The sequence below is a fragment of the Bradyrhizobium genosp. P genome, from assembly GCF_049949265.1.
In the GTDB taxonomy this organism is placed as follows: Bacteria; Pseudomonadota; Alphaproteobacteria; order Rhizobiales; family Xanthobacteraceae; genus Bradyrhizobium.
In genome coordinates this window covers 9,863,110-9,888,807 of record NZ_CP188195.1, presented here as the reverse complement: position 1 = coordinate 9,888,807, position 25,698 = coordinate 9,863,110, and the positions used below count along the sequence as shown (strand labels likewise).

Annotated in this window: 20 protein-coding genes; 12 read left to right on the top strand and 8 right to left on the bottom strand. The window is 63.4% G+C overall.

What is annotated here, in order from left to right; all coding sequences use genetic code 11:
* The first annotated feature begins 98 nt into the window (after positions 1-98).
* Together ACP2YO_RS47520 and ACP2YO_RS47515 are read left to right on the top strand one after the other, a co-directional pair.
* A complete protein-coding gene (locus ACP2YO_RS47520; RefSeq protein WP_426438015.1) occupies positions 99-941 on the top strand; it encodes an SDR family NAD(P)-dependent oxidoreductase in 843 nt (280 codons plus the stop codon).
* Between the two features lie 24 nt (positions 942-965).
* The gene (locus tag ACP2YO_RS47515) at positions 966-1,991 is read left to right on the top strand and encodes an adenylate/guanylate cyclase domain-containing protein (RefSeq protein WP_426438014.1); all 1,026 of its coding nucleotides are present in this window, start codon (positions 966-968) and stop codon (positions 1,989-1,991) included.
* Between the two features lie 99 nt (positions 1,992-2,090).
* Here ACP2YO_RS47515 and ACP2YO_RS47510 read toward each other — a convergent pair whose 3' ends face one another.
* A complete protein-coding gene (locus ACP2YO_RS47510) occupies positions 2,091-3,467 on the bottom strand; it encodes a cytochrome P450 (protein ID WP_426438013.1) in 1,377 nt (458 codons plus the stop codon).
* A 139-nt stretch (positions 3,468-3,606) separates the two neighbouring features.
* On the opposite strand from ACP2YO_RS47510, the gene ACP2YO_RS47505 reads away from it, so the two are divergent.
* Positions 3,607-4,437, top strand: coding sequence for a DUF4886 domain-containing protein (locus ACP2YO_RS47505; RefSeq protein ID WP_426438012.1), 831 nt, complete (start codon positions 3,607-3,609; stop codon positions 4,435-4,437).
* An 833-nt stretch (positions 4,438-5,270) separates the two neighbouring features.
* Here the strand turns inward: ACP2YO_RS47505 and ACP2YO_RS47500 are convergent.
* On the bottom strand, positions 5,271-6,512 hold the full coding sequence (locus ACP2YO_RS47500; protein ID WP_426438011.1) for an LLM class flavin-dependent oxidoreductase: 1,242 nt from the start codon (positions 6,510-6,512) through the stop codon (positions 5,271-5,273).
* Between the two features lie 313 nt (positions 6,513-6,825).
* Between ACP2YO_RS47500 and ACP2YO_RS47495 the strand changes: the two genes are divergently transcribed.
* Positions 6,826-8,232: an MFS transporter gene (locus ACP2YO_RS47495; RefSeq protein ID WP_426438010.1), complete on the top strand. Its 1,407-nt coding sequence runs from the start codon at positions 6,826-6,828 to the stop codon at positions 8,230-8,232.
* A 219-nt stretch (positions 8,233-8,451) separates the two neighbouring features.
* Complete coding sequence (locus tag ACP2YO_RS47490; protein WP_426438009.1) at positions 8,452-9,633, top strand: extracellular catalytic domain type 1 short-chain-length polyhydroxyalkanoate depolymerase; 1,182 nt, start codon at positions 8,452-8,454, stop codon at positions 9,631-9,633.
* Positions 9,634-9,687: 54 nt separating this feature from the next.
* Here ACP2YO_RS47490 and ACP2YO_RS47485 read toward each other — a convergent pair whose 3' ends face one another.
* Complete coding sequence (locus tag ACP2YO_RS47485) at positions 9,688-10,356, bottom strand: MBL fold metallo-hydrolase (protein WP_426438008.1); 669 nt, start codon at positions 10,354-10,356, stop codon at positions 9,688-9,690.
* Positions 10,357-10,482: 126 nt separating this feature from the next.
* Here ACP2YO_RS47485 and ACP2YO_RS47480 point away from each other — a divergent pair, with 126 nt between their 5' ends.
* Both ACP2YO_RS47480 and ACP2YO_RS47475 read left to right on the top strand, forming a co-directional pair.
* Positions 10,483-11,295 (top strand): RMD1 family protein, encoded by an 813-nt coding sequence (locus ACP2YO_RS47480; protein ID WP_426438007.1) that lies wholly within the window; start codon positions 10,483-10,485, stop codon positions 11,293-11,295.
* Positions 11,296-11,394: 99 nt separating this feature from the next.
* A complete protein-coding gene (locus ACP2YO_RS47475; RefSeq protein ID WP_426438006.1) occupies positions 11,395-13,002 on the top strand; it encodes an alpha-amylase family glycosyl hydrolase in 1,608 nt (535 codons plus the stop codon).
* Here the strand turns inward: ACP2YO_RS47475 and ACP2YO_RS47470 are convergent.
* Positions 12,990-14,690: an alpha-amylase family protein gene (locus tag ACP2YO_RS47470; protein ID WP_426443493.1), complete on the bottom strand. Its 1,701-nt coding sequence runs from the start codon at positions 14,688-14,690 to the stop codon at positions 12,990-12,992. The genes ACP2YO_RS47475 and ACP2YO_RS47470 overlap by 13 nt on opposite strands.
* A gap of 119 nt (positions 14,691-14,809) precedes the next feature.
* Here ACP2YO_RS47470 and ACP2YO_RS47465 point away from each other — a divergent pair, with 119 nt between their 5' ends.
* Positions 14,810-15,295: an MmcB family DNA repair protein gene (locus ACP2YO_RS47465; protein WP_426438005.1), complete on the top strand. Its 486-nt coding sequence runs from the start codon at positions 14,810-14,812 to the stop codon at positions 15,293-15,295.
* A 108-nt stretch (positions 15,296-15,403) separates the two neighbouring features.
* On the opposite strand, the gene ACP2YO_RS47460 is transcribed toward ACP2YO_RS47465, so the two are convergent.
* Both ACP2YO_RS47460 and ACP2YO_RS47455 read right to left on the bottom strand, forming a co-directional pair.
* Complete coding sequence (locus ACP2YO_RS47460; RefSeq protein ID WP_426438004.1) at positions 15,404-15,958, bottom strand: ActR/PrrA/RegA family redox response regulator transcription factor; 555 nt, start codon at positions 15,956-15,958, stop codon at positions 15,404-15,406.
* Between the two features lie 129 nt (positions 15,959-16,087).
* Positions 16,088-17,410, bottom strand: a complete 1,323-nt coding sequence (locus tag ACP2YO_RS47455) for an ActS/PrrB/RegB family redox-sensitive histidine kinase (protein ID WP_426438003.1) — start codon at positions 17,408-17,410, stop codon at positions 16,088-16,090.
* A gap of 124 nt (positions 17,411-17,534) precedes the next feature.
* On the opposite strand from ACP2YO_RS47455, the gene ACP2YO_RS47450 reads away from it, so the two are divergent.
* From ACP2YO_RS47450 to ACP2YO_RS47435, 4 genes are all read left to right on the top strand, one after another.
* The gene (locus ACP2YO_RS47450; protein WP_426438002.1) at positions 17,535-18,365 is read left to right on the top strand and encodes an ABC transporter ATP-binding protein; all 831 of its coding nucleotides are present in this window, start codon (positions 17,535-17,537) and stop codon (positions 18,363-18,365) included.
* Positions 18,362-19,186, top strand: a complete 825-nt coding sequence (locus tag ACP2YO_RS47445; protein ID WP_426438001.1) for an ABC transporter permease — start codon at positions 18,362-18,364, stop codon at positions 19,184-19,186. The genes ACP2YO_RS47450 and ACP2YO_RS47445 overlap by 4 nt, the downstream gene beginning before the upstream one ends.
* Before the next feature lie 127 nt (positions 19,187-19,313).
* Complete coding sequence (locus ACP2YO_RS47440; protein WP_426438000.1) at positions 19,314-20,642, top strand: polyhydroxyalkanoate depolymerase; 1,329 nt, start codon at positions 19,314-19,316, stop codon at positions 20,640-20,642.
* Between the two features lie 198 nt (positions 20,643-20,840).
* Entirely contained in the window at positions 20,841-21,680 is an 840-nt protein-coding gene (locus ACP2YO_RS47435) for a M48 family metallopeptidase (RefSeq protein WP_426437999.1), read from the top strand.
* Positions 21,681-21,811: 131 nt separating this feature from the next.
* Here the strand turns inward: ACP2YO_RS47435 and ACP2YO_RS47430 are convergent, their stop codons facing one another.
* Together ACP2YO_RS47430 and ACP2YO_RS47425 are read right to left on the bottom strand one after the other, a co-directional pair.
* A complete protein-coding gene (locus ACP2YO_RS47430) occupies positions 21,812-23,140 on the bottom strand; it encodes an IS1182 family transposase (protein ID WP_426435964.1) in 1,329 nt (442 codons plus the stop codon).
* Positions 23,141-23,318: 178 nt separating this feature from the next.
* Complete coding sequence (locus tag ACP2YO_RS47425) at positions 23,319-25,577, bottom strand: PBP1A family penicillin-binding protein (protein ID WP_426437998.1); 2,259 nt, start codon at positions 25,575-25,577, stop codon at positions 23,319-23,321.
* Between the last annotated feature and the right edge of the window lie 121 nt (positions 25,578-25,698).

Sequence of the window (25,698 nt, the reverse complement as noted above, 5' to 3'; positions counted from 1 at the left end):
GGACCCGCGCGGGTGCCGAATGCGAGCCCAGCTGTCCTTGCGTTGTCCGGGACGGGCAGGGAATATCCCGGGCAATCGAACTGGGCTGGGGAATCGAAATGGGATGGCTGGACGGCAAGGTCGCGGTAATCACCGGAGCGACCAGCGGCATCGGATTGCGCACGGCGGAAGTCTTCGTCGCCGAGGGCGCGAAGGTCGTGATCGCGGGCCGCCGCGCGGCGGAAGGCGAGGCACTGGCGAAGCAACTCGGCGCATCCTGCCTGTTTCGCCAGACCGACGTCACGGTCGAGGACCAGATGCAGGCGCTGATCGCGCTCGCGGTCGACAGGTTCGGCCAAATCGACTGCCTGTTCAACAATGCCGGAGGCCCGGCGCAGACCGGGGGCATCGAGGGCCTCGATGTCGGGCGGTTCGACGCGGCGATGGCCACGCTGCTGCGCAGCGTGATGCTCGGCATGAAGCATGCCGCGCCCTACATGCGCAAACAGGGTTCTGGCAGCATCATCAACAATGGCAGCATCGCTGGACGGCTCGCCGGTTTCTCCTCGTCGATGGTCTATGGGGCGGCCAAGGCCGCCGTGATTCATTTCACCAAATGCGTCGCGATGGAGCTCGGCGAGGACGGTATCCGCGTCAACTCGATCTCGCCCGGCGCGATCGCCACCGGCATTTTCGGCAAGGCACTCGGATTGTCGACCGAGGCCGCCGAAAAGACCCCGGCGGTGATGCGCGAGATCTACAAGGCGGCGCAGCCGATTCCGCGCGCGGGCCTGCCCGACGACATCGCGCATGCCGCGGTGTTCCTGGCGAGCGACGAGTCGAGCTTCATCAACGGCCACGACCTCGTCGTCGACGGTGCCATCACCGGCGGCCGCAACTGGACGCAGCAGCAGGCTGGCTATGTTGCGCTACGCAAGGCATTCGATCAGGGCGCGGGATAGCCGTACCCGACAAGGACGCAAGCCATGAGCGCGAAGCTTGAGCGACAGCTGCGCTATCTCGTCGCCATCATCGTGGCCGGCGCGCTGGCAAGCGTTGTGGTCAACCTCGTGCAGGGCCGCCACACAGGACCGCAGCTGATCGCGGCGCTTGCCTACGCCTTCGTGACCTGCGTGGTGATCGGCGGCGTCGAGTTGTTCATCCTGCAAGACTCGGAGCGGCTCCGCCGCTTGCCGCTGGTTGCGCTTCTGGCCGTCCGGAGCACGATCTATGCCGTCTTCATCATTGCCATCCAGTTGCTTCAGGTCGGCGAGCGTGCTGCCGGCTTGGAGTTGCAAACGTCGATCGAGGATTTCTGGCGCAGCATCGCCTATTCGGCGGTGATCTCCGTGGTCCTGAACCTGGGCTTCAGCATCGCCAACCTGATCGGTCCGCGCGTATTCTTGAACTTCGTCTCAGGCCGCTACCATTCGCCGGTCGAGGAAAACCGCTTCGTGCTGTTCGTCGACATCGCCGGATCCACCGGGCTGGCCGAGCGGCTCGGCGGCATTGGCATTCACCGCTTTCTCGATCGCATCTTTCGCCTGCTCACCGAATCGGTCGTCGATTATCGCGGCGAGGTGCTGAACTATATCGGCGACGAGGTGATCGTGACCTGGCCGGAGCAGTCCGGTGCCGTCGATTGCCGGCCGCTCAAATGCTTCGTGGCGATGCGCCGCGCGCTGCAAAAGGCGGCGCCGCAGTTCGAACGCGAGTTCGGTGCAGCACCGCAGATCCGCGGCAGCCTGCATTTCGGACCTGTCATTGTCGGCGAGATCGGCGACGTCAAGCCGGCCATCGTCTTCAATGGCGACGTCATGAACACCGCAGCGCGGCTGGAAGAATTGAGCCGCAAGGTCGATGGCGGATTCCTCGCCTCGCGCGCAGCCATGGCTCGCTTCGCCGCGGCACCGCCGTTTCCCGTCCACGAACTCGGGACCCTGCCGATCCGCGGCCGCGCCGACGGCATCGAGGTGGTGGGGATCGGAGCGGCGGCTGCGGCTGGAGCTTAGAGCGTAGGGTGGGCAAAGCGAAGCGTGCCCACCACCATCGCATCGAGCACAGCGTGAACGGTGGGCACGGCGCGATGCGCCTTTGCCCACCTTGCGGATTTACGCCGGCTTCATCATCACCCGCAGGCCGTCGCGCGGCTTCGGGATCGGCCACATCTGCCAGTCGGCCTTGTAGCCTGATGGCAGCGACACTTCGAGATTCTGCACGAAGTGCCGGACAAAGCACTTGGCCTGCATGTTGGCGAAGTGCAGGCCGAGGCACATATGCGCGCCGCCGCCGAACGGCACCCAGGCGAAGCGATGGCGGCCGCGCTGTGCGTCGTCGGTGAAGCGCGCCGGATTGAACTGTGCCGCGTCGGGCCAGATGTCCTTCATGTGATGGGTGAACAGCGGATTGACGCCGACCATGGTGCCGGCGGGAATCGCGTAACCCCTGAACGAGAAGTCGCGCACAGCGCGCCGCGGCATCGACGGCACCGGCGGCTTCAGCCGCAGCGCTTCCTTGAAGGCCATGTCCGTCAGCGGCATCGCGTTGAGATGAATGAGGCTGGTGGGGTCGCCGACAGCAACTCCGAGTGCGTCGACCTCGTCGCGCAGTTTCCGCTGCCAGTCGGGATGGGCGGCGAGTTCGCCGACGAACGAGGTCAGCGACGAGGTCAGCGTGTCGTGCGCGGCCATCATCAGGAAGCTCATGTGATCGATGATGTCCTGTTCGGAAAGCAGGGCGCCATCCTCGTGGGTCGCCTGGCAGAGGTGGGAGAACAGATCGTCGCCGCCGCCCTTGGCGCGCCGGATCGGAATCTGCTGGGCGAAATAGGCGATGATGCGCTTGCGGCCTCGGACTCCGCGCGCCATCTGCGTGCCGGGCAGCGGCTTTCGGATCGGCGCCACGGCCGCGGCCACCATGTCGACGAAAGCGCGGTTGATCTCGTCGACCTCAGGCCCGATATCGGCGCCGAGGAACGACGTTGCCGCGAGGTCGAGCGTGAGCTGCTTCATCGCCGGATAGATCAGCATCTCGCCGGGTCTTGTCTTCCATTGCGCCACGCGCGCCGCGATACCCTTGTCGAGTTCGGTGAAATAGGACTTCATCGGCTCGCTCTTGAACGCGAACGACAGGGCCCGGCGATGGATACGATGCTCCTCGAAATCGCGCAGCATCAGGCCGCGCGGGAACAGCAGGCCGAGGATGCGGCCCCAGCCATGCTCGGAGGAGAACTGCTTGGCCTGGTCGAACATCACGAGCTCGTTGGCCTCTGGCCCGAGCAGCACGATGCTGGTTTCGCCGAACAGATGGCTGCGGTAGCACAGCCCGTATTTCTCGGCGTTCCGCTCGATATGTCCCTTCGGGTCGGCCAGCACCTCCAGCGTCTTGCCGATGATCGGCCAGCCTTCGTCGCCCGGAATATGAGTCAGCGAATTGCGCTTGGGCGGCGTGAACGCGTAGGAGGTGGGCGCCACACTTTGCATCGACATGGCCATTGCTCCGGTTGGGACGCTATCGCTTAGCCGTGTTCGGTAAATAACCTTTTGCCAGCCATCTGCAAAGCGCCAATGACGCGCAACAAGACCGTGCTAGATTGGCAGAAAATGAGGCTGCAAGGGAGAAACTGTCATGGGAGAAACGGTCATGTCGGTTCGTGCATTTGTGATTGCGCTCACATTGGGCTGCATGGCCGTTGGATCTGCCACGGCGCAGACGTCGACCAGGCCGAAGATCACGACGCTCGGACCGGACTACCCGAAGAGCACGATTTTCATCGGCAACAGCTTTTTCTATTACAACAATGGCCTGCCGGGGCATGTCACGCTGCTGCAAAAAGCTGACGATCCCGGGCACAAGCAGGATTATCGCGACACCATGGTCACGATCGGCGGCTCCGGCCTCGACTGGCACGATGTCGAGAGCTATTTCCGGCCCGACGCGATCGGCAAATACTCATTCGACGAAAACAACGTCGTGGTCTTCAACAAGCCGGGCAAGCTGTTCGATGCCGCCGTTATGATGGATTGCAGCCAGTGCCCGATCCATCCGACGCTGAAGCCGGTGTTCACCGAATATGCGAAAAAGGACGCGGACATCGTGCGCAAGCACGGCGCCCGGCCGATCTTCTTCATGTCATGGGCCTATGCCGACAAGCCGGAGATGACCGCTCAACTCGCCGAAGCCTATACCATCGCCGGCAACGACAACGACGCGCTGGTGATCCCCGCAGGCCTTGCCTTTGCCCGCGCGCATGAGAAGCAGCCCGAACTGGTGCTGCACGCGCCCGACCGTCGCCATCCCTCGCTCGCCGGCACCTATCTCGCATCCTGCGTGGTGTTTGCGGCACTGACCGGCAAATCGCCGGTGGGCAACACCTATCACGCCGGCCTCGACGCCCCGACCGCAGCATTCCTGCAGCAGACCGCCTGGGACACCGTGCAGGATTATTACGGGAAGTAGCGCGGATGGTTGGCGGCGGTGCCCTCGCATCTCGTGAGGTGAGCACACAGCTCAGGCTTCCTCTCCCGCATCCGCCTTCGCCAAGGCTACGGCGGACAAGAGGGGGAGGGAACCCTTCCATCGGTGGCTGCCTCACACGCCAATCACTGATTTGCCCGACGGGGCAAGCCCCCGCATCAAAAATATTTCGTTTTATCAGAAGTGCAACTCAGTGTATAAATCCGCCCGTCTCACCCGATGAGAGGGGCGTTGCGCAACGTCACCAGCGCGCGGTGAGATGCGGTGGACGCAACATGCGCGACAGACGAGCGCGCATGAAGCGGACGGCGAAGTCGTGTGGTCCTGACGCTGCAATGCAGGCAGAAAGTCCGTGAGAAGCTGACGCTTCTCAGGGGCGACGGTGGCAACAAAGCGCTCACCGGGGAGAGCACGTATAAGCCGTAACCCATCGCGCAGGGAAAGCCGGAGTTCCCGGTTACACCTGTGGTCCTACCCCGGTGCTTTTTGTTGCACCGGGCCCATGGGTGCGATCGGCACCCGGCTTTCCCTGCGCCCTCTGCAAGATGAGAGGGCAAACGAAATGCAAAGCTCGGGCGATTCACGTCGCGAGAATGCGAATGTATGACTCACAAGTGGCGCAACATATTCGCTGTCGTCCCGGGCAAGCGAAGCGCGACCCGGGACCCATAAACACCGATGGTCATTGTTGCGCAGCGCTGGGGCCACAGCTCGCTTCAAAACACAACCCTGTGATTATGGGTCCCTGCTTTCGCAGGGACGACAGCTGTGGATGTGTCGCGCTCATTCCACTTCCCTTAGGCAAGGCGCATAGATCACGCCTTCTGCTTCGCGGCTGCTTTTTGCAGATCCGGCGCATTCACGGCCGGGATCGCGACGCGGCCGGGGCCGGTTTGCTGGAGCGCGGCGGCGGCCTTGTCGTTTTCCATGATCTTGGCCATGACAGCCTGTCCGGCACGCTCGAACACCGCGCGGTTGTCGATCACGAACTGGCGCGACTTGCGCAGGCTGTCGATATAGCCGTTGATTTCGGGAATCACGTAGCGCGCGACCATGTCCCAGCTGCGGCGGGTGTTTTCCGGATTGCCCCAGTCATGTGCGAAGCCGACGATGGTGCCGACGCCGCCGGAGACGTCGACCAGGTTCTTGATCATCTTCACGAGATCGTCGGGCGTGCCGATCGTGGAGGCCGCGCCGTCGACGAACGCGGTCTTGTCGACGGCTTCGTCGGGCGAAGAGAACGCCGTCAGGCCCGGCCGCATCAGGGTCCCGACATTATACTCGTTGTGCCAGCGCATCAGGCCGGCGCCGGCCTCGCGCCGCGCCTGCTCGCGCGTCTCGGCGACGTGCCACGACAGCAGCACGCGCCAGTTCGACCGACTCACCGTGGTGCCGGCCTTCTTGGCGGCGTCCTCGGCGAATTGCCATTGCTGCGGCAGCGCCATCAGGCCCTGCGTCGACATCGAACCGAGCGAGATGATGCCGATGCCGTATTTCCCGGCCAGCGTCATGCCCGACGGCGAGATCTGCGAAGCCACTACGAACGGCATGTCTTCCTGCAGCGGCAGGATCTGCAGCGCGGCATCGTTCATCTCGAACCAGGCGGTCTTCGCGGTGACGCGCTCGCCGTTGAACAGCCGGCGGATCACCGCGATCGCCTCGTCCTGACGGTCGCGCTGCGTCATCGGGTCGATGCCGAGCGTGTGCGCGTCGGAAGCGAGCGCGCCGGGGCCGGAGCCGAAGATGGCGCGGCCGCCGGTCATGTGGTCGAGCTGCACCATGCGCTGGGCGACGTTGAAGGGATGGTGATAGGGCAGCGAGATCACGCCGGTGCCGAGCTTGATGCGCTTGGTACGCTCGCCGGCGGCGGCCAGAAACATCTCCGGCGAGGCAATGGTTTCCCAGCCCGACGAATGGTGCTCGCCGCACCAGAATTCGTCGTAGCCGAGTGCGTCGAGCTGGTCGACGAAGTCGAGGTCGCGGCGGAATTGCAGCATCGGATGCTCGCCGATCGGGTGATGCGGGGCGAGGAAGGCTCCGAATTTGAGGCGCGCCATTGGTCGTTTTCTCCGGATTATTGTTGTCTTGGTTGTTATCTTGAGCTTTCCGCCAACCTACGGGGTGGGCCGGGGCAAGGCAATGCTTCGAGACTGCGGCGTCCGCATGGTTGTTGCGCAAATCGGCGCTGTTTGCCGCCGTCCGGAATGTTTCCCAGCGCGTCAACGCAAATTGCGGTGCAGAGCCCAGTGTCCGGGCGGGCGGTCCGGTCTGACGCGCTCGTGAACGATCGCTTACCTCCGGGGTAATCGAAGCGATGACCGGGGTCTGCTGATGTCGACTGGAACGCTATTTGGAGCAGGACCGCATCGCATGCATCAGATCGTTTCGACGCCGGTGGATTCATCCCGCCGCTGGTGGGTGCTTGCGATCGTCGTCGCCGCGCAATTTATGTTCGGGGTCGACGCCTTCATCGTCAACGTCGCGATCCCGACGATCGCGGCGGAGCTGCATGCGACGGCGGCGCAGATCGAGGCCGTGATCGCGATCTACCTGATCGCCTATGCCACGCTGGTGGTGACCGGCGGCAGGCTCGGCGACATCCACGGCACCAGGAACGTGTTCATCGCCGGCGTCGCCGGCTTCTCGATAACTTCGCTGTGGTGCGGTCTGGCGCAATCCGGCCCGGAGCTTATTCTCGCGCGGCTGGCACAGGGCGCAACCGCGGCGCTGATGGTGCCGCAGGTGCTGGCGACGCTGCATCTGTTGTTCGCCGATAGCGCCCGCGCGCGGGCGTTCGGCATCTACGGCATCGTGCTGGGGCTTGCGGGCGCGGCGGGCTTCATGTTCGGCGGCGCATTGGTGACGCTCGATCTCGCCGGCCTCGGCTGGCGCGCGGTGTTCTTTGTCAACGTGCCCTGTGGCGCCGTCATCATCGCAGCGGCGCTGAGGATCATGCCGACGGTCCCGCGCCACGCCGGCACGCGGCTCGACATTCCCGGCGCCGTGGTGCTGTTCGCAGGCTTGCTGTCCCTGATCGGGCCGTTGCTGTTCGGCCATGATCTGAATTGGTCGGCGTCGGTGTGGCTGGTGATGGCGGCGGGGGTTGCGATCATCGCGGCGTTCGTGCGGCTGGAGCGCGCCGTCGCGCGCCGTGGCGGCATGCCGCTGATCGATTTGTCGCTGCTGGCAGATGCTGCCTTCATGCGAGGACTGGTCGCGGCGTTTTTCTTCTTCTTCGCCAATTTGTCCTTCTACCTGATCATGACGATGTTCATGCAGAAGGGCCTGCAGATTCTGCCGCTGCAGGCGGGGCTGGTGTTCGTGCCGCTGACGCTGACTTTCGTGGCTGCCTCGCGCCACAGTGGCGCGCGGGCGAAACACCGCGGCACTCGGGTGTTGATCGAGGGCTGCTGCCTGCAGATCGTCGGTCTCGCCGTGCTGGTGGCCATTGTGGAGACCGTCGCGGCGCCATCGGCGTTATTGCTTGCGCTGGTGCTGATGATCTTCGGCTACGGTCAGGGGCTGGTGATGGCGCCATTGTCGAGCGCCGTGCTGTCGAGCGTGAAGCCGGCAAGCGCCGGCGCGGGCTCCGGCATGTACGGCACCACCGCACAGATCGGCAATGCGGCCGGTGTTGCGACGGTCGGTGCGGTTTTCTTCGCCGTCGAGACTGCTATTTCAGCACGCTTGGCGTTGTTTGCGGCATGCGCATTGTTTGTGCTGTCGATTGCGATTTCAGCCGTATTTCTGTCATGGATGCGCCGCGCCAGCACATGAATTCGGAGACGAGTGGCGCGTTGATTTCGAAAGTTCATGCTCAAACAAGGTGCTAGAGCAACTATTTCAGCCGATCCCAGCGCGCCTCAGCGCCGATCACGCGTTAACTCCAATTCTCACATTTCAGCAGGGAAAGACAGCACACAGCCTTTTCATTTCGCAGTGCAGCAATTATCTGATCGGGTGACACAGAGGAATAGATCACCCCAGGAGTTGCTGTTGTCCCTGATCAACAACGTCGAATTTATGCGTCATCTGCCGAAGATGAACGGGTTCAACGGCCTCGGCGTATTTGCGCCGGCCGCGCCGACACCGCTCGTCGAGACGTCCGAATTCGGCGCCAATCCCGGCGCACTGAAGATGTTCTCGTTTGTGCCCGCGCAGCTCGCGCGGTCGCCCTCGCTCGTCATCGTGCTGCATGGCTGCGGCCAGACGGCCGCGGGCTATGATCTCGGCGCCGGCTGGTCGACGCTTGCGAGGCATTATGGCTTCGCGTTGCTGATGCCGGAACAGCAGTCGTCCAACAACGGCAACACCTGCTTCAACTGGTTCGATCCCGAGGACATCGCGCGTGGTCACGGCGAAGCCTCCTCGATCCGCCAGATGATTGCGTACATGGCCGGCGCGCACGACATCGATCCGCGGCGCATCTATGTGACGGGTCTGTCCGCCGGCGGCGCGATGGCATCCGTCATGCTCGCGACCTATCCGGATGTGTTCGCGGGCGGTGCCATCATCGCCGGCCTGCCGTACGGCGTCGCCACCAATCTGCGCGAGGCACTGCAGACCATGATGCAGGGCAGCGCGCTGGCCGCGCCCGAACTCGGCGATCTCGTTCGCAAGGCCTCGAAGCACGACGGTGCCTGGCCGAAGATTTCGGTGTGGCACGGCAGCGCCGACCGCACCGTCAGCCCCGCCAATGCCGACGCGATCGTCCGGCAATGGCTCGACGTTCACGGCCTGCCGCTCGCGGCAATGTCGAAGGCCGACGTCGACGGCTATCCCCGTGAGGTCTGGTGGAATGCGGATGGCGAGACGCTGGTCGAATCCTACAGCATCACCGACATGGCCCATGGCACGCCGCTCGGGCTTGCCGACAACGACGAGCGTTATGGCGTGGAGGGCGCGTTCCTGATCGAGGCCGGAATCTCCTCGTCGTACCACATCGCCGAATTTTTCGGCCTGACCGATCAGATCCGTCAGCCGCACATCGCACCGACGGGAATTCCGCGCGAGCGCGCCGACACGATCTCAATGACGATTCCGGTGCCTGCCGCGGAGCCTGAGCCGGCGACGAAGCCCGGCCGCAGCAGCAGCCAGCCGGGGAAGTCACGAAGCAACAGCGTCAATGTCGGCCGCATCATCGCGCGGGCGCTGACCGCCGCAGGGCTGATGAAATAGAGGCTGATGAAATAAAGGCTGACGAAATAACAGGTGAGATGAAGCGCGGCGCGCTCACATCTCGCCGGTCAGGAACGGGTTCGTCATCCGCTCCTGGCCGATGCTCGATCCGGCGCCATGGCCGCAGATGAAGCCGACATCGTCGCCGAGCGGCAGCAGCTTCTCCTTGATCGATTGGATCAGAGTGGGATGACTGCCGCCGGGCAGGTCGGTGCGCCCGACCGAGCCGGCGAACAGGACGTCGCCGACATGGGCGAAGCGCAGCTCTTTGTTAAAGAACACCACGCTGCCCGGCGAATGACCGGGGCAATGCAGGATGTCGAAGGTGAGGTCGCCGATCGAGACCTGGTCGCCCTCGTCAAGCCAGCGGTCCGGACCGAAATTGCGTACCCCGGTCATGCCGAAGCGCTCGCCGCTCGAGACCACGTTTTCGAGCAGGTACTTGTCCGCGATATGCGGGCCCTCGATCTTGACCTGCAGCGCGTCGCGCAATTCGGCGGCTCCGCCGACATGATCGATATGGCCGTGGGTCAGCCAGATCTTCTCGACCGTCACGCCGGTCTGCTTGATCGCCGCCTGGATCTTCGGCACGTCCCCGCCGGGGTCGATCACGACGGCCTTCTTGGTCGGCTCGTGCCAGATGATGGTGCAGTTCTGCTCGAACAGCGTCACCGGTACGATGATCGCGCCGGCCTTCGGTTTGGTTTCGGTTGTGTCATCCATGAGGGCACCATAGGCTTCCCAAAATAGCCGTCAACACGGACAAACGCGCAGCGCCCGGCGTGTGATCCCAAAACAGACCGTGATAGACTTGTGATGACAGAATTGGCCCCCGCAGTCCCGACGTCCATGACCCAGACTTCCAAATCGCCACTCGGCGGGCCCCGGACCACCGCCCGCGCCTTCTTTGTCGCGGACCGCATCAGCACGTCCGGCCTCGAGCGCGGCGACGTGCTGGCGACCACGCCGCTGGCGTTCCGTGTCAATGACAACGGTGTCGCCATCCTGTTCCGTTACGGCGTCGTCGTGTTGATCGGCCTCAACGCGCTGGAGGAGGATGAATTCCTGCGCGGGCTGCAGTCGCGCATGACCGGTCCATTCGCGCGGCGGGAGGAGGAGATCGCGATCATCGAACTCGCCGCGGAGAAGGAGGATCAGATCCCGCCTGGTGGTCCGATCTATCTGCAAAGCCTGTCGCCGGAGCGGTTGATCCTGGTCGGCGAGGCGCTGGCCAAGAGCGTGGTGCTGGCACGGCATGAGCGCGAGGTCGCCGCCGTGTTCGACACCACCGAGCCGTTCGCGCGCGATCTGGCGAAGAGCGGGCGGATCTATGGCGGCCGGATCGCGATTCTCAAGCACATCGGCAATGCGCTGTCGGTGCGGCACCGCGTCGCCGGCCCGGTCGAGATTTCGGAAAAGCCCGACATCCTCTGGGATAAGCCGCAGCTGGAGCGGCTCTATTCCCGGCTCGAGGATGAATACGAATTGAAGGAGCGGGCGGAATCGCTGAACCGCAAGCTCACGGTCGTCGCCGAGACCGCGCAAGTCCTGACCGACATCATCGACACCAGCCGTTCGCTGCGGCTGGAGCTGATCATCGTCTTCCTGATCTTGTTCGAGGTCGTGATCGCGATCTATCAAATCGCCATGACCCGGCACTGAGACCGTCATCTTTCCGTCCCCAATTGTGCGTCATCCGTGAACCAGCTGGCGTCATCGGGCGTTACCTTGCTCGGGCCGGATTATGAGTCGGGGAGCGGGATGGATCAGGGCGACAGGGACTGGTGGCGGCACGGGATTTTCTATCAGGTCTATCCGCGCTCGTTCGAGGATAGCGATGGCGACGGCGTCGGCGATCTCAGGGGGATCATCGCGCGGCTGCCCTATCTGACGCGGCTTGGCGTCGATGCGGTCTGGCTATCGCCGATCTTCCCGTCGCCGATGGCCGATTTCGGCTACGACATCTCCGACTACACCGGCATCGATCCGCTGTTCGGGACGATGGAGGATTTCGACCGGCTGGTTGCGGCCGCCCACGATTCCGGCCTCAAGCTGATCCTCGATCTGGTGCCGAACCACACTTCCGACCAGCATTCCTGGTTCATCGAGGCGAAGAGTTCGCGCGAGAATCCGAAGCGCGACTGGTACATCTGGCGGGATCCGGCGTCGGATGGTGGGGTGCCCAACAACTGGCTGTCCGAATTCGGCGGCAGCGCGTGGCAATATGACGAGGCGTCAGGCCAGTATTACTATCACGCCTTCCTCGCCCAGCAGCCTGACCTGAACTGGCGCAATCCCGAAGTCAGACGGGCGATCTACGATGTGATGCGGTTCTGGCTCGGCAAGGGCGTCGACGGCTTCCGCGTCGATGTGATCTGGCACCTGATCAAGGACGCCGACTTCCGCGACAATCCGCCGAACCCGCACTACCGCGAGGGCCGGCCGCCGCATGAGCGAATCCTGACGCGATATTCGACCGACCAGCCGGAGGTGCATGCCGTCATCACCGAGATGCGCCGCGTCACCGAGGAATTCGACAATCGCGTGCTGATTGGCGAGGTCTATCTGCCGCTGCACCGGCTCGTCGCCTATTACGGCAACGATCTCAGCGGCGCGCAGATGCCGTTCAATTTCGCGCTGCTGTCGACCTTGTGGAGCGCGCGTTCGGTCGAGCAGATCATCGCCGACTACGAAAAGACGCTGCCATCGGGCGCCTGGCCGAACTGGGTGCTCGGCAATCACGACCGGCCGCGGGTCGCAAGCCGGGTCGGTCCGGCACAGGCGCCGGTCGCCGCGATGCTGCTGCTGACGCTGCGCGGCACGCCGACGCTCTATTACGGCGACGAGATCGGTATGCGCCAGGTGCCGATCGCGCCGGACCAGGTTCGCGATCCCTTCGAGAAGAACGTTCCGGGTATCGGCGTCGGCCGCGACGGCTGCCGCACGCCGATGCAATGGAGCGCCGAACCCTACGCGGGTTTCTCGAGCGTCAAGCCATGGCTGCCGCTGGCGCACGACTTCGCCAGCGACAATGTCGCGAGCCTGGAGGCGGACAGGGCGTCGATCCTGAACCTCTACAAGGCGCTGATCGCGCTGCGGCGACGCCTGCCGCAGCTCGTCCGTGGCAGCTATGAGCCGGTGGCGGCGCAGGGCGACGTTCTGCTCTACCGGCGACGCAGCGCCGAGGGCGTTGCGGTCATCGCACTGAATTTTGGCGCAGCGCCTGCGGCCATCACCTCCAGCGCGATCGGATTCAGCAATGAGGTCCTGCTGTCGACCTTGATGGACCGGCAAGGCGAAAGAATCGAAGGCGTGCTCGATCTGCGCGCCAATGAAGGCGTGATCCTCGGGCCGCCTCAGGAGGACTGACGGGACGTGCGCGGTGGCTTCGTGTCGATGTCACTGCGCTTGAGCAGATAGTCTAGTCCGCCGACCCGGTACCAGCGGTAGCCGTAGCCCTCGACCAGCAGTCTGTGACGACCGCGCGCATCGGCGCGGCTGTGATCCTCGCTCAGGACATTGACCAGATGCTTGCCGGATTCACCGGGAAGCCCGACTGCAAATGAGACCTCGCGCGGCTCCTCGGCGAGATTGTGTATGAACAGCACCGAGTTGTTGCGCCAGTCGTAACGGATCACCAGCACGGCGGGATCACGGGTCGCGATGATCCTGAAATCGCCCCAACCGACCTCGGGCACCTCCTTGCGCATGCGGATGATGCGCTCGGTCCAGTTCATCAGCGAATTGGGATCACGCCGCTGCTTTGCGGCATTGACGTGCTCATAGCCGTATGCGCCCTTGTCGATCACCGGCGAGCAAGGTCGATCGCTCTCGGTAAAGCCTGCGTGGGGCTCGGTCGACCATTGCATCGGCGTGCGCGCACAGTTGCGTTCGGGCAGGTCGAAATTGTCGCCCATGCCGATCTCGTCGCCGTAGCGGATCACGGGTGTGCCGGGGAGCGTACAGAGCAGGCTGTAGGCCAGTTCCAGACGCCGCCGGTCGCCGCCAAGCATCGGTGCGAGGCGTCGGCGGATGCCGCGGTCATAGAGCTGCATGTTCTTGTCCGGGCCGAACGCCTTGAATACCGTCTCTTGCTGCGCCTTGGTGAGGCGGCCGAGGTCGAGCTCATCATGATTGCGCAGAAACAGGCCCCATTGCGCCGTTGCAGGCCGCGGCTTGGTCGCCGTCAGCGCCTTCGCCAGCGGCCGCGAGTCGGCGGATGCCATCGCGTAGAACAGATGCTGATTGACGTGGAAATTGAACATCATCTGCATCCGATCGCCGTCGTCTCCGAAATACTCCATGTCCGTTTCGGGCAGCACGTTGGCTTCAGCAAGGATGATCGCGTTGCCTTGGCGCCATTGCAGGAATTCGCGGAACGTTCGCAGCATGCCGTATTGCTCGACCGGCTTGCGGACCGTCGCGCCCTTGGTTGCAATCACAAAGGGCACTGCATCCATGCGGAAACCGGAGACGCCAAGCTGGATCCAGAAGCCCATGATCTTGAGGATCTCGGCCTGCACGTGCGGGTTCGACGTGTTGAGGTCGGGCTGGAAATCGTAGAAGCGGTGGAAGTACCAGGCGCCTGCCATCTTGTCGCGAGTCCATGTCGATTTCTGCACGCCGGGAAACACCATGCCGGTGTTGGCGCTGGCGGGCCGCTTGTCCGCCCAGACATACCAGTCGCGATAGGGCGAATCCTTTGAACTGCGCGCCGACTGAAACCAGCCATGCTGGTCCGAGGTGTGGTTGACCACGAGATCGATGATCACGCGGATGCCGCGCTGCTGGCAGCCATGGGTGAATTCGACGAAGTCACCGAGCGTCCCGTAACGCGGATCGACGCCGTAATAGTCCGAGATGTCATAACCGTCGTCCTTGCAGGGCGAGGGTTGAAACGGCATCAGCCATATCGCGGTGATCCCGAGCCCGTGCAGATAGTCCAGGCGCCGCAGCAGACCCTGGAAATCGCCGACTCCATCGCCATTGGCATCCATGTAGGTGCCGACGGAGAGGCAATAGATCACCCCGTTCTTGTACCAGAGATCATCGATCACGAGGCAGCCCCATTGGTCCGCCCATCGCAGCGGCGGTGAGATAAGCGGCAAGGAACTCCAGAGTTCCCGCCCTTATCACCTGTTGGGCAGGTGTCGCGGAATCGGTTAGTCTCGGCCTCATGGAATCGCCCGCCCGCCAGATCGCGCTTGTCCCTGTGCCCGACCGACGCCAGTCGGAGACCGCGCTTGCGATCGCGCGCGGCACGGCAAGGCTTCTGAGATCGCTGGGATTTTCCTGCATCAGCGAATTGCCGCTGCCGTCCGGAAGGCGCGCCGATCTGGTCGCGCTGAACGAGCGCGGCGAAATCTGGATCGTCGAGATCAAGTCGTCAGTGGAGGATCTGCGCGCCGACCAGAAATGGCAGGACTACCGGATGCATTGCGACCGGCTGTTCTTTGCCTTCACGCAGGATCTGCCGTGCGAGATATTTCCCGCCGATACGGGATTGATCATCGCCGATGCCTATGGCGCCCATCTGCATTGCGAGGCGCCGGAGCATCGGCTGCCGGCGCCGACGCGCAAGGCGATGACGGTGCGGTTTGCGATCGCGGCGGCGCAGCGAATCAACCGGCTGGTCGATCCACAGGGGCACGGCGAGTTTTAGAAACTCGATGCCGTAGGATGGGTGGAACGAAGCGATACCCATCGCGTGCAAACCTCGTTGCACGAAGTTGGTGGGTATCGCTTCGCTCCACCCACCTACGGACTACGCTTACCGCGGCGCGCGCTTGGCCAAAATGCGCTGCAGCGTGCGGCGGTGCATGTTGAGGCGACGTGCGGTTTCTGAGACGTTGCGGTTGCACATTTCGTAGATGCGCTGGATGTGTTCCCAGCGCACGCGATCCGCGGACATCGGATTGGTCGGAAGCTCGGACTTGTCGGTGCCACTCGCCAGCAGCGCTGCGACGACGTCATCGGCGTCGGCCGGCTTCGAGAGATAATCGACGGCGCCCATCTTCACCGCGGTGACGGCGGTTGCGATGTTGCCATAGCCGGTCAGCACGATCGCGCGCGCCTCGGGCCGTTTGCGCTTCAGCGCCGAGACGACATCGAGGCCGTTGCCGTCACCGAGCCTGAGGTCGACGACCGCGAATGCGGGCGCAGAGCGGCCGATCTCGGCCAGACCATCGGACACGCTATCGCATGACTTCACCGTGAAGCCGCGCGTCTCCATGGCGCGCGACAGGCGCTCCAGGAACGGCTTGTCGTCCTCGACGATGAGGAGCGATCGGTCGGTGTGATCAGTCAGTTCGGCGATGGCGTTCACGGTCCATTTTCCCTGTGTCAGACACTCATTATATGGGATGGCACTGCGACACTGCCAAGGCAGCCTAAAGTCGAGGTGGCTGCATCCTTAATGCCAAAGATGCGCCAGAGACGCGTTTGAGAACCGTTCTTAGGAGGCAGCCTCGGTGTCCGGCGCGGCTTCCACAAAGCGGTCGCGCGGCCAGACAATCTGCACCACGGCGCCGTGATCGGGAAAGACGCGGTTGCTGAATGAGACCTTGGCACCGGTGCGTTCGAGCAGCGTCCGCGCGATGAAAACGCCGAGACCGAGGCCTCCGCGGGCGTCTTGGGCTTCATCTGCGCTGCGGCGGCGCGACAAATAGGGTTCCCCGATCCGTTTCAGCATATCAGGCGCAATGCCAGGACCGTCGTCCGAGATAACAATCTCAACGGTCTCTGCATTCCACCATGCATTCACCTCGACGGTCTGGTGTGCGAAATCGACGGCATTTTCGAGGATGTTTCCGACGCCATAAAGGATCGCCGGATTGCGGGCTGCGACCGGCTCACGCGTGGCTGCGACAGCAAGCCGCACCTTGATGTCGACACCGAAGTCGCGATGCGGCGCTACCGCCTCCTCGATCAGCGTCGACAGCTTCATGTTGTCGAACGGTGCGCCGCTCGAGGACAATTGGGCGATCTTGCTCAGGATATCGCGACAGCGTTGCGCCTGCTCGCGGAGGGTCTTCAGGTCGCTCGTGAGGCTTGGGTCATGGGCTGTCTTCTCGAGCTCGCGCGAGATCAGGAAGATCGTCGACAGCGGCGTGCCGAGTTCGTGCGCGGCGGCGGCAGCAAGGCCGTCGAGCTGAGTCAGATGCTGTTCGCGCGTCAATACCAATTCGGTTGCGGCCAGCGCATCGGAGAGCTGGCGCGCTTCCTCGGTCACCTGAAACGCATAGAGGCTGGTGACGCCGATTGCGAGCAGGATCGAAAGCCAGACGCCGAGCAGATAGATCGGCGGCAGCACCAGCGGATCGTCGGCGTCCCATGGCAGCGGCAGATGGTAGAAGAACAGTGCCGAGGCACAGGCGACCGCAAGGCAGCCAAGCGCAATGGTCAAGCGGACCGGCAGCACCGTGGCCGAGATCAGCACCGGCGCGAGGAACAGGAACGAGAACGGGTTCTGCAGGCCGCCGGTGAAATAAAGCAGCGCCGCGAGCTCGACGATGTTGAGCGCGAGCAACGCTGCGGCATGGTCCGGCGCCAGCCGCTGCATCGGATTGATGGCGATCTGCAGCGCCAGATTGAGCAGTGCGGAGAAGGCGACGATACATACGCACGGGATAATCGGAACATCGAATTCCAGCCCCTGGGCGACGACGAAGATCGCGACGAGCTGGCCGAGCGCGGCCAGCCAGCGCAGCCGCAGAATCGTATCCAGGCGGACAAAGCTGCGTGGCTGGCGGAAATCGGAAGCGGCGACGTCGGTCATGTCAGGGACTTTAGCTGTGGTGTGGGCGGCGCACAAATTCGCGACTTCGCTCGAAAACGCTCAAGCTCAATGGTGCGGCGCAAGTCTTGCGCTTATTGTCGCAATGGCTCAAGGAACGGCCATCATGCAACAGAACGAGACAGGTCAGGGGCAGCCGCCCGATCTACAAACGACAGAGGCCGATCTGCAGGCGCATGCGACCGACTTGAATGGATCGGCCGCAATCGATGTCGCGCGTCTGGTCAAGTTGTACAAGACCACCCGCGCGGTCGATGACGTCTCGTTCCGCATTGCGCGCGGCAGCATCACCGGCCTGCTCGGCGGCAATGGCGCCGGCAAGACCACGACTATCGCGATGATCATGGGTCTGGTGCTGCCGACCTCGGGCTGCGTCGAGGTGCTGGGCGCGAAAATCCCCGAGCAGAGCTATGATGTGCTTGGCCGGATGAATTTCGAGAGCCCCTATGTCGACATGCCGATGCGGCTCACGGTGCGGCAGAACCTGACGATCTTCGGTCGCCTTTATGCCGTGAAGCGTTTGCGCGAACGGATCGACCAGCTTGCCGCCGATCTCGACCTGAAGGAGTTCCTCGACCGCGCCAACGGAAAGCTCTCCGCCGGGCAGAAAACGCGGGTCGCGCTGGCGAAGGCGCTGATCAACGAGCCGGATCTGCTGCTGCTGGACGAGCCGACGGCGTCGCTCGACCCTGACACGGCCGATTGGGTGCGGCAGCATCTCGAGACCTATCGCAAGACCCATAACGCGACCATCCTGCTCGCATCGCACAACATGCTGGAGGTCGAGCGTCTCTGCGACCGGGTCATCATCTTGAAGCGCGGCAAGATCCAGGATGACGACAGTCCCGAGCGCATCATGGCGCGCTACAACCGCGACACGCTGGAAGAGGTGTTTCTCGACGTTGCGCGTGGCCGGGTGCGGGAGGGCGCGTCATGAGCGAGATCGTGAGCCGCCAGGTCAGCGGGATATCGCTGCATCGCATCAACGCGATGGTGCTACGCTATTGGTATCTCCTGATATCGTCATGGCCGCGGCTCCTGGAGCTGATCTACTGGCCGACATTGCAGATCATCACTTGGGGCTTCCTGCAAACCTACATCTCGCAAACTTCAGGATTTTTCGCCAGGGCGGGCGGCTCGCTGATCGGCGCCGTGATCCTGTGGGACATCCTGTTCCGCGGTCAGCTCGGTTTCTCGATCTCGTTCCTGGAAGAGATGTGGTCGCGCAATCTCGGCAACCTGATGATGAGCCCGCTGAGGCCGATCGAGTTCCTGCTTTCGCTGATGATCATGAGCCTGATCCGGCTCGCCATCGGCGTGATCCCGATGACGCTGATGGCACTGTTCTTTTTCGGCTTCAACTTCTACGCCATCGGGCTGCCCCTGATCCTGTTCTTCTGCAATTTGATCTTCACGAGCTGGTCGGTCGGCGTGTTCGCGTCAGGCCTCGTGTTGCGCAATGGGCTCGGCGCCGAAAGCATCGTCTGGACGCTGATGTTCGCGGTGATGCCGCTTGCCTGCATCTATTACCCGGTCGCGGTGCTGCCGGTCTGGCTGCAATATGCCGCCTGGGCCTTGCCGCCGACCTATGTGTTCGAGGGCATGCGTTCGCTTCTGATCGATCACGTCTTCCGCGCTGAGCTCATGATCGATGCGCTGGTCATCAACGCGATCCTGTTCGCTGCATCTTTTGCGGTCTTCCTTGCCCTTTTGCGCAGCGCCAAGCGTCACGGATCGCTGCTCGCGGGTGGTGAATAAATGTCACTTTCGCGTGGAATTGCGCTGTATTAGCTGAGTTCCGACCCTAAATTCAGTTAGCGGTGCATTGACGCATTATTACGCATTGGTCAGTATGCTGCGGCGCAAAACAGGGGTCTGAACGACGATGCCGATTGGTGAATTTGGCGGTGCGCCGCCACTGGTGGCGGAAGGCAGTCCGGCACTCACAACGCCGCTCTACTGGATGTATGAGATGGGGCATGCGTCGCTCAATCCGGCACGTGCGGTGACCGACGCCACCAAGATCCTGTTTCAAAATCCGCTCAATCCGTGGACCCATACCGAGTTCGGCAAGTCGGTCGCGGCGGCCTGCGAATTGTTCGAGCGCACCACCCGCCGTTACGGCAAGCCGGAATGGAATCTGCCGACGACCGAGGTCAACGGCGTCCGCACGCCGGTCGAGGTGCGCTCGATCTGGGAGAAGCCGTTCTGCCGCCTGCTGCATTTCGATCGCAAGCTGACGCGTCCGTTGCGCAGCCCGCAGCCGCGCGTGCTGATCGTGGCGCCGATGTCGGGCCACTATGCGACGCTGCTGCGCGGCACCGTCGAGGCGTTCCTGCCGACGCATGAGGTTTACATCACCGACTGGGCGGATGCCCGCATGGTGCCGCACGCGGCCGGCCGTTTCGATCTCGAGGACTATGTCGATTACCTGATCGAGATGCTGCACGCGCTGGGCGGCAACATGCATATCATCGCGGTGTGCCAGCCCTCGGTGCCGGTGGTTGCCGCGGTGTCGGTGATGGAGGCGAACAACGATCCGTTCGTGCCGCTGTCGATGACGCTGATGGGCGGCCCGATCGATACGCGGCGCAATCCCACCGCGGTCAACAACCTCGCCGCAGAACGCGGCATCGACTGGTTCCGCAATAATGTCATCACCAAGGTGCCGTTCCCGCATCCCGGCGTGATGCGCGACGTGTATCCCGGGTTCCTGCAGCTCAACGGCTTCATCAGCATGAACCTGGATCGGCACATGGACGCGCACAAGCGGCTGTTCGCCAATCTGGTGAAGGGCGACGGCGATCTCGTCGACAAGCACCGTGAATTCTATGACGAATATCTGGCGGTGATGGACCTCACCGCGGAGTATTACCTCCAGACGGTCGACCTCGTGTTCGTCAAGCACGCGCTGCCGAAGGGCGAGATGACCCATCGTGGCAAGCCGGTCGATCCCTCGAAGATCCGCCGCGTCGCGTTGATGACGGTGGAAGGCGAGAAGGACGACATCTCCGGCCTCGGTCAGACCGAGGCAACGCATGCGCTCTGCACCGCGATCCCTAATCATCGCCGCGTGCATTACGTGCAGAAGGGTGTCGGGCACTACGGTGTGTTCAACGGATCGCGCTTCCGCTCTGAAATCGTGCCGCGAATCTCTGATTTCATGGTTTCGGCCGCCAATACGCGGCTTTCCCTGGTCGCCGCCGCTGAATAGGTGGCGTTCTGGTCCCAATTCCCCCGGCGGCATAAGCCGCTGAATTGACTAAAGGAATATCGAATCCGGGGTCGCTCAAAGGATGAATGTGGCTTCATTTACTGAGCGATGCTTTCAACTCTGATTCACCGAAGAAATTGCGGTTCCAGCCCCTGCAGGTAGAGGTCAAAGACGGGCCAACCCCTGTATATTGGGCAAATGATTTGTTTTTGCGCCGAGCGATTTCACTGGCGGCGGATATGGCAGAATCCGGGCGAACTCCTGCTCCCCGGACTCTCAGACATGGCTACTCGCGCGCTCCTCTACCGGCGGCCTGCCGAACCCGCGACTCTTTTGGTCCGGCACGGCTCCCAATTCTTCACGATCAGGCTGCGCCGGCACCGGCGGGCGCGGCGTTATACGCTGAGAATCCATCCGACTGATCGTGAGGCGATCCTGACGATGCCGCCGCGCGGCACGATCGCGGAAGCCAAGGAGTTCGCGCACCTCCATGGCGGCTGGATTGCCGCCCGCCTTGGCCGATTGCCGAAGGCGGCGCCGTTCCAGTCCGGCACGATGGTGCCGCTGCGCGGCGTTGCGCATCGCCTCGTTCATCGCGCCGGCGAGCGCGGTACGGTCTGGACCGAGACGCGCGACAGCGGCGAGAAGATTCTCTGCGTCGCCGGGGACGTCGAGCACATGGACCGCCGCGTGCACGACTTCCTCAAGCGGGAGGCGCGCAAGGAACTGCAGAAGGCGGCGCAGTTTTATGCGGCGGAACTCGGCGTCCGGGTGAAGCGGATTTCGATCCGCGATCAATCCAGCCGCTGGGGCTCGTGCACCTCGGCCGGCTCGCTGTCCTTCTCGTGGCGGCTGATCCTGGCGCCGCCCTTCGTGCTCGACTACCTCGCCGCGCATGAAGTCGCGCATCTCGTCGAGATGAACCACTCGCCACGATTCTGGCGGGTGGTCGACAAGGTCTGTTCGTCGGTCGCGCGCGCCAAGAACTGGCTCGACACCCACGGCAACGACCTGCATCGTTACGGGATTGAGGATTAGGGCCCGTTAGCGCGCGGCGCGTAGAGCCTGTGAACCAATTGGGTTTGTGTAGCGGCATCCGAAGTAGGAGCCGTTAGTTCTTGCGTGCAGAGGAGCAATCGGGTCGGATTGCTCGGCTGTGGTTGCGGGGACTATGCCTTGGCGAGGCGATGGCCTTGCAGGACGTTGTTGGCGAGAGCGTACCAGAGCACGACGGCGCGGACCTTGTTGATACCGCGCACGGTCAGTTGCCTGAGGTCCCAGTTGCGCCAGCGGGCATGGATGCATTCGCAGATCGTACGGACCTTGTACTGTGCCTTGCCTGCTTCGCTGGTCATGCGAGCCCGCCAGGCGGATACTCCGGGACCATCGCTGCTCCGGGGTAAAAAAGGATCGACACCGCTCCTGGATTGAGGCGGAGGGCAGTAGACCTCGATACCTTCGCCATGCGCCCATTCGATGTCCTCGCCGCTGCAGAACCCGCCGTCGACGAGGTGGCGGCGAGGAAAGCGCTTCAGCAATGCGTGGGTTCGTTCCAGCATCGGCCGCATCAGGCCGCGATCTGATCCATTGTTGTCGACATCGACCGTGACCACGATCAGTTCGCCCGCCGCACTGGCGACCTGCACGTTGTAGGCCGGGCGGAAGCCGGCATCCGCCATCTTCATCACCCGTGCCTGCGGGTCGGTGGTGGAAGCTCGAGGCTCCTTCGGCTTTTTGCCATTGCCGCCTTTTTCGTCGAGTTGCTTTCGCTTGCGCTTGATCTCGGCCAGTGCCGCTTGCGCCGCTTGCACCCGTTCGTTGCGTTCGCGTGCTGCGCGCTCCTTGGCGGCTCGGATCCGCCGATTGCTGGCTTCCGGATCCGCATCGACCTCGCGCTTGAGGTCCTCCACCACCGCCTGGGCCTGGGCCATCTGCCGATCTAGCGTCGCCTCTCGTCGGAACGAGCCAGTTCCTGCGCTCGCCCGTATCCGCACCCCGTCCTGAGCCAGCTTCTCCAGATCAACCAGCCCCACCTTGCTCAGGGCCATCAGATGCTCGACCAGCAAACGGTCGAGCAGGTCGGCACAACCGACCCGGAAGTCCGACAGCGTGTGATAGTTCAAAGAGACGCCGCCGCAGAGCCAGCGGTAAACGTCGTGGCTGTTGCAGAGCCGGTCCAGCGCCCGCGCGCTGCCAACGCCGTCACTTGTTGCGTACAGCCACAGCGCCAGCAGCAGCCGGGGTGATGGCGCCGGATGACCCGGCCGGTTCTCTCGCGCTTTGACCCGGTCTTCCAATGCACTGAGGTCGAGCCCTTCGACATAAGCCCAGATCACCCGTGCTGGATGATCCTGCCCAATCAGGCTGTCGATATCGACCGCTCGCAGTTCCACTTGGTCGCGCACCGGCTCCCGCAGCCGAGGTGCACCGCGCGGCATCGCCTCGGTCCGTGGCGCCGACTGCTCCGGCAAGTCGTCGAACAGCTTGTCGTCAGCCATCAGTCTCTCCAGCAAATCAACCTGCCAAGAGAATCACATCAGCCCGACATATGGCATAAAAAGATTCACAGCCTCGTAGGATGGGTGGGGCGAAGCGATACCCATCAATTTTCACCCGGTGAGATGATGGGTATCGCTACGCTCCACCCATCCTACGCATCTTCATCCGGGTTACAGGTCACTGTGAGCGGCGGCCGCCGAACAGACGGTCCGTCAGCCAGCCGTCGAGCCCCGCAGCCGCTTCGGGCCGGGCGTTCGGGTTGGGTGGTGTGGACGCGCGGGCCGGCGGCGGACGATAGTAACTGCCGGCGGCCGGTTGCGGCGGCGGCGCCTGCATCTGCACTTGCATCGGTTGTGTCTGCATCGGCGGTGCCGACGGCGCGGTGACCTGCGACGACACCTGGATCAGGTTTGCCGGTCCCCAATTGCCTTGCGAGTTCGGAATGGTCGCGACCGGCACGCCTTGGTGCGCGGCCTTCATGAAACGGGTCCACACCTCCACCGGCAGGCCGCCGCCGGTCGCCTTCCTGGTCGGCGAGCTGTCGTCATTGCCGAGCCAGACGCCGGTGACGAGATTGGCGGTGTAGCCGATGAACCAGGCATCGCGATAATCCTGGCTGGTGCCGGTCTTGCCCGCAGCGGTCCAGCCGGGGATCTCGGCCTTGCGCGCGGTGCCCGAGATCAGGGTCTCGCGCATCATGCTGTTCATCATCGCGTCATAGCGCGGCTCGATCACCTGATTGGGCTGCTCGGTGGGCCTGACGTAGAGCAGCTTGCCCGAGCTGGTGCGGATCTTGGTCACGACATGCGGCGAGACGGCAAATCCGCCATTGGCGAAGGGGGCATAGGCGCCGACCATTTCGATCACGGAAACTTCCGACGTGCCGAGCGCGATCGAGACGTTGGGTTCGAGTTTCGACGAGATGCCGAGCCGGTGTGCGGTGCGCACCACATTCTTTGGCCCGACCTCGAGCCCGAGCCGCACCGCGACCGTGTTCAGCGACATCGCCAGCGCCTGGGTCAGCGTCACCGAGCCGAAATATTCGTGGGTGTAGTTTTCCGGCTTCCAGCCCTTGACGTCGAGCGGGCCATCGGTGCGGATCGTATCCGGCGTGAGCCCGGACTCGACCGCGGTGAGATAGACGAACGGCTTGAACGACGAACCGGGCTGGCGCTTCGCCGTCACCGCCCGGTTGTACTGGCTCTCGGCGTAGTTCCGCCCCCCCACCATGGCGCGCACCGCGCCATCCGGCGACATCGCCACCAGCGCGCCCTGGCTGACATTGAACTTCACGCTCTTGGCGGCGAGCTCGTCGATGACGGCGGCCTCCGCGATGTTCTGCAGCTTCGGATCGATCGTGGTCTGCACCGTGATGTCCTGGTCGATCTGGCCGACGAGGTCGTCGAGCACTTCGCCGATCCAGTCGGCGACATAGTTGACGGTGCCGGCGCCGGCCGGCTTCACATTGATCGAGGGCTGGCCGATCGAGGCTTTAGCTTGGGCCTCGGTGATGAAACCGGCGTCGGCCATGGCGGTGAGCACGATCTGCGCGCGTTGCTCGGCGCCTTCCGGATTGCGGTTCGGGGCTAGCCGAGACGGCGATTTGACGAGACCCGCCAGCATCGCGGCCTCCGCCAGGGTGACGTTCTTCGCCGACTTGCCAAAATAGCGCTGCGCCGCGGCCTCGACGCCATAGGCGCCGGAGCCGAAATAGACGCGGTTGAGATAAAGCTCGAGGATCTCGGTCTTGGAATGCTTGCGCTCCAGCCAGAGCGCGAGCTCGGCCTCCTGCAGCTTGCGCTGCATGGTGCGCTCCTGGGTCAGGAACAGGTTCTTGGCGAGCTGCTGGGTCAACGTCGAGCCGCCCTGCGAGACGCCGCGATGCATGATGTTGGTCACGGCCGCGCGCAGGATGCCGATCGGGTCGACGCCGTAATGCGAATAGAAGCGGCGGTCCTCGATGGCGATGAAGGCTTTCGGCAAATAAGGCGGCAGGTCCTTCAGCGCGACATTGGCGCCGGCCATTTCGCCGCGCTGCGCCATCACGGTGCCGTCGAGGCCGACGATCTGGATGGTCGGCGGCCGCTTCGGAATCTCCAGCGACTGGATTGGCGGCAGATGCGCGCCGACCCACACCACGACACCGATCACGGCAATACCGGCCCAGAGGCCGAGCACCGCGGTCCAGTAGAACAGGCGGCCAATGACAGTGCCGCGTGATTTGCCGCGGCGCTTGCTGCTGCTGCGCGGTGGACGTGGCTTTTCGCCGCCGGAATCGCTGCCGGACGTGTTGTTCTTGGGCCTGGATTTGGCCGGCTTGTCGTCGCCACCGCCGGGAATGCGATCGGCGACCGACAGCCGCAGGTCGGCGAGCGCGGCCGGAAGCCCGAACAGCGGCTCCTTGCGCCCTGCGCCCTTTTTCTGTCCCCACGCCATGCGCAACGCTCACACTATTTCCGCGGCACGCTAGCGTTCCCGGTTTAAGGGGCGGTTACGCAAAGCTTAACGCGGGATTAGGAGGTTGGGCGGGGCGTGCTTAAATGCGCATGGAACAAAA

What these genes read in the sequence shown, in the direction of transcription:
- ACP2YO_RS47520 (WP_426438015.1), top strand. Translation starts at nt 99, where the DNA reads ATGGGATGGCTGGACGGCAAGGTCGCGGTAATCACCGGAGCGACCAGC.
- ACP2YO_RS47515 (WP_426438014.1), top strand. Translation starts at nt 966, where the DNA reads ATGAGCGCGAAGCTTGAGCGACAGCTGCGCTATCTCGTCGCCATCATC.
- ACP2YO_RS47510 (WP_426438013.1), bottom strand. Translation starts at nt 3,467, where the DNA reads ATGTCGATGCAAAGTGTGGCGCCCACCTCCTACGCGTTCACGCCGCCC.
- ACP2YO_RS47505 (WP_426438012.1), top strand. Translation starts at nt 3,607, where the DNA reads ATGGGAGAAACGGTCATGTCGGTTCGTGCATTTGTGATTGCGCTCACA.
- ACP2YO_RS47500 (WP_426438011.1), bottom strand. Translation starts at nt 6,512, where the DNA reads ATGGCGCGCCTCAAATTCGGAGCCTTCCTCGCCCCGCATCACCCGATC.
- ACP2YO_RS47495 (WP_426438010.1), top strand. Translation starts at nt 6,826, where the DNA reads ATGCATCAGATCGTTTCGACGCCGGTGGATTCATCCCGCCGCTGGTGG.
- ACP2YO_RS47485 (WP_426438008.1), bottom strand. Translation starts at nt 10,356, where the DNA reads ATGGATGACACAACCGAAACCAAACCGAAGGCCGGCGCGATCATCGTA.
- ACP2YO_RS47480 (WP_426438007.1), top strand. Translation starts at nt 10,483, where the DNA reads ATGACCCAGACTTCCAAATCGCCACTCGGCGGGCCCCGGACCACCGCC.
- ACP2YO_RS47475 (WP_426438006.1), top strand. Translation starts at nt 11,395, where the DNA reads ATGGATCAGGGCGACAGGGACTGGTGGCGGCACGGGATTTTCTATCAG.
- ACP2YO_RS47465 (WP_426438005.1), top strand. Translation starts at nt 14,810, where the DNA reads ATGGAATCGCCCGCCCGCCAGATCGCGCTTGTCCCTGTGCCCGACCGA.
- ACP2YO_RS47455 (WP_426438003.1), bottom strand. Translation starts at nt 17,410, where the DNA reads ATGACCGACGTCGCCGCTTCCGATTTCCGCCAGCCACGCAGCTTTGTC.
- ACP2YO_RS47450 (WP_426438002.1), top strand. Translation starts at nt 17,535, where the DNA reads ATGCAACAGAACGAGACAGGTCAGGGGCAGCCGCCCGATCTACAAACG.
- ACP2YO_RS47445 (WP_426438001.1), top strand. Translation starts at nt 18,362, where the DNA reads ATGAGCGAGATCGTGAGCCGCCAGGTCAGCGGGATATCGCTGCATCGC.
- ACP2YO_RS47440 (WP_426438000.1), top strand. Translation starts at nt 19,314, where the DNA reads ATGCCGATTGGTGAATTTGGCGGTGCGCCGCCACTGGTGGCGGAAGGC.
- ACP2YO_RS47435 (WP_426437999.1), top strand. Translation starts at nt 20,841, where the DNA reads ATGATTTGTTTTTGCGCCGAGCGATTTCACTGGCGGCGGATATGGCAG.
- ACP2YO_RS47430 (WP_426435964.1), bottom strand. Translation starts at nt 23,140, where the DNA reads ATGGCTGACGACAAGCTGTTCGACGACTTGCCGGAGCAGTCGGCGCCA.
- ACP2YO_RS47425 (WP_426437998.1), bottom strand. Translation starts at nt 25,577, where the DNA reads ATGGCGTGGGGACAGAAAAAGGGCGCAGGGCGCAAGGAGCCGCTGTTC.